This is a genomic window from Streptomyces sp. SID10853 (assembly GCF_010548145.1).
Classification (GTDB): Bacteria; Actinomycetota; Actinomycetes; order Streptomycetales; family Streptomycetaceae; genus Streptomyces.
In genome coordinates, this window is record NZ_JAAGLN010000340.1 from 1 (window position 1) to 5,560 (window position 5,560).

At 72.0% G+C, this 5,560-nt stretch carries 7 protein-coding genes and 5 tRNA genes; 6 read left to right on the top strand and 6 right to left on the bottom strand.

Annotated elements, in window-relative coordinates; all coding sequences use genetic code 11:
- A partial coding sequence (locus tag G3I19_RS34025) for a hypothetical protein (protein WP_164267564.1) occupies window positions 1–367 on the bottom strand: 367 nt, incomplete at its 3' end.
- Window positions 368–533: 166 nt separating this feature from the next.
- On the opposite strand from G3I19_RS34025, the gene G3I19_RS34030 reads away from it, so the two are divergent.
- Window positions 534–1,049 (top strand): DsbA family protein, encoded by a 516-nt coding sequence (locus tag G3I19_RS34030; protein ID WP_164267565.1) that lies wholly within the window; start codon window positions 534–536, stop codon window positions 1,047–1,049.
- A gap of 43 nt (window positions 1,050–1,092) precedes the next feature.
- Here G3I19_RS34030 and G3I19_RS34035 read toward each other — a convergent pair whose 3' ends face one another.
- The 3 genes from G3I19_RS34035 to G3I19_RS34045 form a co-directional block, all read right to left on the bottom strand.
- The gene (locus G3I19_RS34035; RefSeq protein WP_164267566.1) at window positions 1,093–1,932 is read right to left on the bottom strand and encodes a GNAT family N-acetyltransferase; all 840 of its coding nucleotides are present in this window, start codon (window positions 1,930–1,932) and stop codon (window positions 1,093–1,095) included.
- 127 nt (window positions 1,933–2,059) lie between these two features.
- Window positions 2,060–2,881, bottom strand: a complete 822-nt coding sequence (locus G3I19_RS34040) for an aminodeoxychorismate lyase (protein WP_164267567.1) — start codon at window positions 2,879–2,881, stop codon at window positions 2,060–2,062.
- A complete protein-coding gene (locus G3I19_RS34045; RefSeq protein WP_164267568.1) occupies window positions 2,878–3,936 on the bottom strand; it encodes a chorismate-binding protein in 1,059 nt (352 codons plus the stop codon). Before G3I19_RS34045 ends, G3I19_RS34040 begins: the two co-directional genes overlap by 4 nt.
- A gap of 146 nt (window positions 3,937–4,082) precedes the next feature.
- On the opposite strand from G3I19_RS34045, the gene G3I19_RS34050 reads away from it, so the two are divergent.
- The 5 genes from G3I19_RS34050 to G3I19_RS34070 all read left to right on the top strand — a co-directional run bounded on the left by G3I19_RS34050 (window position 4,083) and on the right by G3I19_RS34070 (window position 4,569).
- Window positions 4,083–4,155 (top strand) — tRNA-Gly (locus G3I19_RS34050).
- 38 nt (window positions 4,156–4,193) lie between these two features.
- A tRNA-Cys gene (locus G3I19_RS34055) sits at window positions 4,194–4,267 on the top strand.
- A gap of 1 nt (window position 4,268) precedes the next feature.
- Window positions 4,269–4,340 (top strand) — tRNA-Val (locus tag G3I19_RS34060).
- Window positions 4,341–4,372: 32 nt separating this feature from the next.
- A tRNA-Val gene (locus tag G3I19_RS34065) sits at window positions 4,373–4,444 on the top strand.
- Between the two features lie 53 nt (window positions 4,445–4,497).
- A tRNA-Val gene (locus G3I19_RS34070) sits at window positions 4,498–4,569 on the top strand.
- Between the two features lie 110 nt (window positions 4,570–4,679).
- On the opposite strand, the gene G3I19_RS34075 is transcribed toward G3I19_RS34070, so the two are convergent.
- A complete protein-coding gene (locus tag G3I19_RS34075; RefSeq protein ID WP_164267569.1) occupies window positions 4,680–4,970 on the bottom strand; it encodes a zf-TFIIB domain-containing protein in 291 nt (96 codons plus the stop codon).
- Between the two features lie 40 nt (window positions 4,971–5,010).
- Window positions 5,011–5,560: phosphotransferase (locus G3I19_RS34080; RefSeq protein ID WP_164267570.1), on the bottom strand; the 550-nt coding region annotated here is incomplete at its 5' end.

The following is a 5,560-nucleotide window of genomic DNA, read 5'->3' on the forward strand; positions in this document are numbered from 1 at the left end:
TCTGCGGCTGGGCTCCCGTACGCCCGGGCAGGGTGGGCGCGGGGCCCGCGGGGGCCACCGCGTCCGGCTCGGCCGCCCTGGCGGCCGCCTTCCGTTCCTTGCGGGTGCCGCCGGAGCGGCGCTCGACAGCCCGGGTGGTGATGAACAGCAGCCAGGCGACCGCGAGCATCCCGAAGCCGAGCCAGACCGACGGCTTGAACACGATGTCGGCCACCCAGCCGACGACGCCCGTCAGTACCAGTCCCACCGGGACCAGCGAGTACGCGAAAATGCGGGTCGCCGACAGGAATCGCTTGCGGTACGCCGTGATCGCGGCGATGCCCAGCCCTGCCGCGGACACCGCGGAACAGACGGTCTCGGCAATCATCCGGTCTCCTCCAGCCATGGGTTCGCTTCCCTCCATCCTGCACCGGACCGGGGTGCGGAAGCCACGCCCCGGTCCGACCTCGGGGACATCTCGGGGACATCTCGGGGGGCGGCTCCTCCTCAGGTCCCGGTTGGGCCGCGCCGCGTACGGCTGGGAGACTGGCGTCATGAGTGACTCCTCCGCCTCCCGCCGCGTCGTCCTGGACGTCTGGTGCGAGCTCCAGTGCCCCGACTGCCACAGCGCCCTGGACGACGTACGCGCACTGCGCGCCCACTACGGCGACCGGCTCGACCTTCGGCTGCGCCACTTCCCGCTGGAGAAGCACCGGCACGCCTACGCGGCGGCCCAGGCGGCGGAGGAAGCCTTCGAACAGGGGCAGGGCTGGCCGTACACCGAGGCCGTGCTCGCCCGCACCGCAGACCTGGCCTCCCGGGGCGAGCCTGTGCTGCTGGAGACCGCGGGTGACCTCGGCCTGGACACCGAGGAGTTCGACACCGCCCTGATCGACGGCCGGCACATGCTGACCGTCGACGCCGACCAGGCGGAGGGCAAGGCGATCGGCGTCACCGGCACCCCGACCTATGTCATCGGCGGCGAACGGCTGGACGGCGGCAAGAGCCAGGACGGGCTGCGCGCGCGGATCGAGGCGATCGCCGACCGGCTGCTCGCCGCCGACGACTGAGCCGTTTCCGGGCGGGGCGAGCGCCGGGCAGCCCGGGCGGATCTCAGAGCAGCGGCTTGGCGCAGAAGCGTTCGGCCTCGCGGTAGCCCAGTGACGCGTAGAGCCGGACCGCCGGGGTGTTCGCCGCGAGCACGTTCAGCTTGATCAGCCGCGCCCCGGCGGCCAGCGCCTCACGCTCCGCGAGGAGCATCAGGGAGCGGCCGTGGCCGCGGCCCCGGTGCTCCTCGGCGACCTCGACGTCGAAGACGAAGGCCCCGTGCCCGCCGGGGACCGCATCGGTTTCGGCGATCCAGACATGTCCGACCATCTCGCCGTCCTCGACCAGAACGTCGACGACGGTGCCGGGGGTCGCCAGACCGTGGGGGAGGTTGTCGCGGTGGTCGGCCTCGGACTTGGCGCGGGCCCGGTCCTCCGGCATGCCCCGCTCGACCCAGGTCTGCGCGTACTCGGCGACGCCCCGCGCCTGCCACACCCGGAACTCGTCCTCGCGCATCGGGCGGGCCTCGACCCCGGCGGGCAGCTCAGGCGGTTGCGCGGGCAGCTCCTTGATCAGGTGGCTGTTGCAGAGTGTGTAGCCGAGGGCGTCGGCCATCCGCAGCGCGGCGGCCACGTCGGCCGGTACGGCGATCCGCACCTGGTCGCAGCCCCAGCCGCGCAGCACTTCCTCGGCCGCGAGCGCGGCCACCGTGCCCCGGCCGCGCCCCCGGTCCTGCTCGTCGATCCGCAGTCCGCCGATCACTCCGCAGGCGGGCCCGAACGCGCTGTCCGTACGGAGGTCGACCGCTCCCACCGGGCGGCTGTTCACACAGACCTCGTAGGAGCGTGCCTTGGCGCCGTCGGCGCCCTGCTGAAGCGGCGCGGTCGGCCGCAGGGTGGTGGTCATCAGGGGTGTTCTACCCGCCCAGCGGCCGCCCGTCATCCGCATTCCCGAAGTACGGCATGGGGCATGGCGCGTTGTACTGCGGCGGTACGGCCCGCCGTACGGCGCGGCGCGGGCCCGGTCGTCCCGCTCAGGGATCCAGCCGCTCCGCCGCCCGCTCCTCCCAGATCCGCATCGCCTTGGCGGTCACCGGGCCCGGCGCGTCGGCCAGTTGGCGTCCGTCGATACGGTGGACGGCCTGCACATCGCGGAGTGTCGAGGTCAGGAAGATCTCGTCGGCCCGCTCAAGGACGTCCAGCGGCAGCTCGCTCTCCCGGGCTCCGGTCCACTCGACGGCCAGGGCACGGGTGATGCCCGCCAGGCAGCCGGAGGAGAGCGGCGGGGTGTGCAGTTCCCCGTCGACCACGACGAAGACATTGGAGCCGGTGCCCTCGCAGAGCGCGCCCCTGGTGTTGGCGAACAGCGCCTCCGTCGCGCCCTGTTCGTGCGCCCGCGCGAGCGCGACGACGTTCTCCGCGTACGAGGTGGTCTTCAGCCCGGCCAGCGCACCGCGTTCGTTGCGCGTCCATTCCACGGTGACCGCAGCGGTCGTGTCGGGGCGGCGCTTCACCTCACCGAGCGCGACGACCAGGGTGGGGCCGGCGGCGCCGCGGTCCGAGCCGAGCGGCGAGAGCCCGCCGGTGTACGTGATCCGCAGCCGCCCCAGCTCCATCGGGTTGGCGTCGACGACGGCCGCGCAGGCACGGCGCACCTCGTCCAGATCGGGGTCGGGCAGCCCGAGCCCACGGGCCGAGCGGGTCAGCCGGTCCAGGTGCCGGGTGAGCGCGAAGGTGCGTCCGCCCGTCGCCTTGACCGTCTCGAAGATGCCGTCGCCCACGGTCAGCCCGTGGTCGAGGACCGAGACCAGCGCGGTGTCCGCGTCCCGCAGCCCGCCGTTGACCCAGATCTTCATGAAGTGGTCCTTCCGATCGTCTCGTTCGTCCCGGACGCTATCGCGAGCAGCCGGCCTGCCTTCAGTTCTGTCTCGTCCCATTCGCGTTCCGGGTCGGAGCCCCAGGTGATGCCGGCGCCGGTGCCGAAGCGCAGGACCGGACCGCGCTCGTGGGTGCGGTCGATCCAGAAGGTCCTGATGCCGACCGCGAGCTCGGCCGTGCCGCGGTCCGCGTCGACCCAGCCGATGCCTCCGCAGTACGGCCCGCGGGGCGCGGTCTCCAGCGCCTCGATGACGCGCAGCGCGCTCGACTTGGGCGCCCCGGTCACCGAGCCGGGCGGGAAGGTGCCCGCGAGCAGCCGGCTCCAGCCCGCCCCGTCGGCCAGCTCGCCGCGGACCGTGGAGACGAGATGGACGAGACCGGGGTGCTGCTCGACCGCGCAGAGCTGCGGCACCCGGACCGAGCCGGTGGCGCAGACCCGGCCGAGATCGTTGCGGACGAGGTCCACGATCATCACGTTCTCCGCGTGGTCCTTCTCCAGCAGGTCGGCGGCGGTGCGCCCCGTCCCCTTGATCGGTCCCGACTCGACGGTCCGGCCGGAGCGGCGCAGAAACAGCTCGGGGGACGCGGTCGCGATCTCCAGCCCATGGGCAGGCAGCCGGATCGTCCCGGCGTACGGCGCCGGATTGCCCCGGGCCAGCAGAGCGGTCAGGGCGTCGACGTCGGCGGTCGCCGGATCGGGCAGCGGCGCGGTGAGGACCCGGCAGAGATTGGCCTGGTACACCTCGCCCGCCGCGATCCGCTCCCGGATATGCCGGACCCCGGCCGTGTACGCGTCGTGGTCGAGCGAAGACGTCCAGTCACCTGCCGCGGGGCCCCGCCACCGCCCGGGGACGGCCGCGGGCACCGGCTCCTCACGTACGTCGCCGAAGCGGGCACAGACGAGCCCGCCCTCGAAATCCGCGGCCACCGCCCAGAAGCCGGCCGAGTCCAGCGCTGCGGGATCGCTGGTGACATCGCGCAGGTCACAGGCGACACGGCCGCCGAAGCGGGCGAGAGGAGGGAGGCGGTGCACACCGGCGAGTCTAGGACGGGCCGCCGGAAAGCCGCTCCGGTGCGAACGCACCGCAGCACGCTGCGGAAACGCGTTTTTGTGCTGGCCCGGGAATCCGCTAGAGTTCAACCTGTCGCCGGGGCGCGCAAGCGCCGCGGGAATGACAAGCGGACGTAGCTCAGTTGGTAGAGCGCAACCTTGCCAAGGTTGAGGTCGCCAGTTCGAACCTGGTCGTCCGCTCGTAGGACCGGGGGATCTTCCCGAACCCCCGCACTCCTGGTGGAGTGGCCGAGAGGCGAGGCAACGGCCTGCAAAGCCGTCTACACGGGTTCAAATCCCGTCTCCACCTCCAAGGACGATTAGCTCAGCGGGAGAGCGCTTCCCTGACACGGAAGAGGTCACTGGTTCAATCCCAGTATCGTCCACTGGATCCCTGCTTCGGCCGGGTTTCCGTCCCGCGCGATTAGCTCAGCGGGAGAGCGCTTCCCTGACACGGAAGAGGTCACTGGTTCAATCCCAGTATCGCGCACGCAGTACCGCCGTACATCTGCACCACTGCAATCTTGTAAAGTTGAATGTCCCGCGCGATTAGCTCAGCGGGAGAGCGCTTCCCTGACACGGAAGAGGTCACTGGTTCAATCCCAGTATCGCGCACCGGAACAGGAACCCCCGGCCGTCTTCACGGCCGGGGGTTCTTCTGTTGTGCCCGGCTCCTGCCCTCCGCTGTCCTCAGCGGTCAGGTCTCAGCGGCCGGGTCTCAGCGGTCAGGAGGAGAACAGCATGTGGCCGAAGCCCCTGTTGTGATGGCCGTGATGGCCGCCGTGGTGATCACCGTAGTGTCCGCCGTGCTGCTGCGGGGCGCCCCAGACCGGCGCCTGCGGCGGGGCCGGATACGCCTGCGGCGGCGGCTGCTGGCCCCACTGGGACTCGAGACGGGTCAGCGATTCCAGCTCCCCGTAGTCGAGGAATATCCCCCGGCAGCCGCTGCACTGCTCGATCTGGACGCCATTGCGGTTGTATGTGTGCATCGGGGCATGGCACTTGGGGCACTGCATCGGCTCAACTCCTCGCCGTGGGATCTCAGGACGGCTCACCCTACGATGCGGCTCCGGGCGCCAACTCCGCCGGGACACCGGCGATTCGGGCACATGAGTCGAGCATCATCCGCTCGGCGTCGTCCAGCGCCCGGCCGGCGACCGCCGACTTGGCCAGCGCGAGTGCGGCGGTCTGCACGGTCAGTGCCCTTGCGGGTACGTCCAGTTCGGGCCAGGGATCGCCCGCGGGGCGGACGGCAGGACCGCCAGCCGCCCGGTACGCGGTGAGAAACCGTGCCCAGATGGCGGGCTCAAGGAGCCCGGCCGCGTACCAGGCTGCGGGGCGGGCCAGATCCCAGGCGGGGTCACCCCGGCCGATGTCGTCCACGTCGATCAGCTGCCAGGGGCCGCCGTCCGCCGGGTGCCGCACCAGCTGTCCGAGGTGCAGGTCGCCGTGGCAGAGGAAGGAACCGCGGGGCGCCGGGGCCTCGTCACGGGCCCAGCCCGGCAGTCCTTCCCAGGCACGCAGTACGGGCTCCGCCGCCCGGCCGGGGCGCGCCCGCCGCAGCCGGTCCAGGGCGTGGGCCGCCTTGGCAGGGCCGCGCATCGGG

What these genes read in the sequence shown, in the direction of transcription:
- G3I19_RS34030 (WP_164267565.1), top strand. Translation starts at nt 534, where the DNA reads ATGAGTGACTCCTCCGCCTCCCGCCGCGTCGTCCTGGACGTCTGGTGC.
- G3I19_RS34040 (WP_164267567.1), bottom strand. Translation starts at nt 2,881, where the DNA reads ATGAAGATCTGGGTCAACGGCGGGCTGCGGGACGCGGACACCGCGCTG.
- G3I19_RS34075 (WP_164267569.1), bottom strand. Translation starts at nt 4,970, where the DNA reads ATGCAGTGCCCCAAGTGCCATGCCCCGATGCACACATACAACCGCAAT.
- G3I19_RS34035 (WP_164267566.1), bottom strand. Translation starts at nt 1,932, where the DNA reads ATGACCACCACCCTGCGGCCGACCGCGCCGCTTCAGCAGGGCGCCGAC.